The sequence below is a fragment of the Streptomyces sp. NPDC012935 genome, assembly GCF_042900345.1.
Lineage (GTDB): Bacteria > Actinomycetota > Actinomycetes > Streptomycetales > Streptomycetaceae > Streptomyces.
This window is the reverse complement of the sequence record NZ_JBIBBC010000092.1, coordinates 1-1,228: the sequence shown is the minus strand read 5'-3', so window position 1 is coordinate 1,228 and position 1,228 is coordinate 1. Positions and strand designations below refer to the sequence as shown.

2 protein-coding genes are annotated in these 1,228 nt (G+C 73.2%); one reads left to right on the top strand and one right to left on the bottom strand.

All coding sequences use genetic code 11. The features are described 5' to 3' along the window. The coding region (locus tag ACFY5C_RS41755) for a phosphate uptake regulator PhoU (RefSeq protein ID WP_389455312.1) at window positions 1–423 on the top strand (423 nt) is incomplete at its 5' end. 357 nt (window positions 424–780) lie between these two features. Here ACFY5C_RS41755 and ACFY5C_RS41750 read toward each other — a convergent pair. Further along, window positions 781–1,228, bottom strand: a 448-nt coding sequence (locus ACFY5C_RS41750; protein ID WP_389455310.1) for an ATP-binding protein, incomplete at its 5' end; no start/stop codon positions are given.

The window sequence follows — 1,228 nt, the reverse complement described above, 5'->3', positions numbered from 1 at the left end:
GGCGACCTGGCCCAGCACGTGGCCAAGCTCACGCGGCTGCGCTACCCGGAGCGGGCGATCCCGCAGGACCTGCACGCCACCATCCTGGAGATGGGGCAGCTGGCCCAGCGCCTGATGGCGAAGGCGGCCGAGGTGATCGTCACCAAGGACGTCGACCTCGCGCTGCAGCTGGAGCAGGACGACGACGAGATGGACCTGCTGCACCGCACGCTCTTCCAGCACCTGATGGACGAGCGCTGGAAGCACGGCATCGAGACGGCCGTCGACGTGACGCTGCTCGGCCGCTACTACGAGCGGTACGCCGACCACGCGGTGGCGGTCGCGAAGCGGGTCGTCTACCTGGTCACCGGTGAGCACGCCGACGAGCTCCAGGCCGACGTGCAGCCCGAGATCACCCCGGCCCCCGGAGCGGACGGGGTGTAGGGCGGGCGACGTGCAGGGCGGGCGGGGCGTGGGGCGGGCGGGCTCGTGCGCGGGTCCGAGCGGGGCTCGCGGAGTCCGGTCCGGGCGCGTGCGAGCCTCCGTGCGCCGTTGATGCGCCCAGCGGGGCGGGCATCCAATGGGCACAGGCACCAGCCTTCCAGGAGGGACCGACCATGGCCGAATCCCCCAGCACGCCCGACACGACGACCGACCCCACGAGGGAACGCCCGAGCGAACAGCCCGCCGACGTCCGGAGCCTTCCCCTGTTCGGGGCCTGCGGCTGCGGCTCGGGCTGCGGATGCGGGTGCCAGTCCGGCAACCCGTGCCAGTGCGGGTGAGGTGAGGGGCGGACCGCGCTCAGGGTGCCGTGTCCACGGCGCCCGGCAACGCCTGCTCGGCCCAGATGACCTTGCCCTGCGAGGTGTACCGGGTGCCCCAGCGCTCGGTCGTCTGGGCGACCAGGAAGAGGCCGCGGCCGCCCTCGTCGGTCGTCGCGGCGTACCGCAGATGCGGTGAGGTGCTGCTGGAGTCGGAGACCTCGCAGGTCAGCACCCGGTCGCGGATCAGCCGTACCTGGATGGGCTCGCCGCCGTAGCGGATGGCGTTGGTGACGAGCTCGCTCAGGACCAGTTCCGTGACGAAGTCCAGCTCGGACAGACCCCACTCCGCCAGCTGGGCGGAGACGGTCTCGCGCACCCCCGCCACGGCGGACGGGTCGGGCGGCACGTCCCAGGTGGCCACGTGGCCGGCCGGCAGCGCCTTGGTCCGGGCGATCAGCAGGGCCACGTCGTCCGTCGGGCCGGCC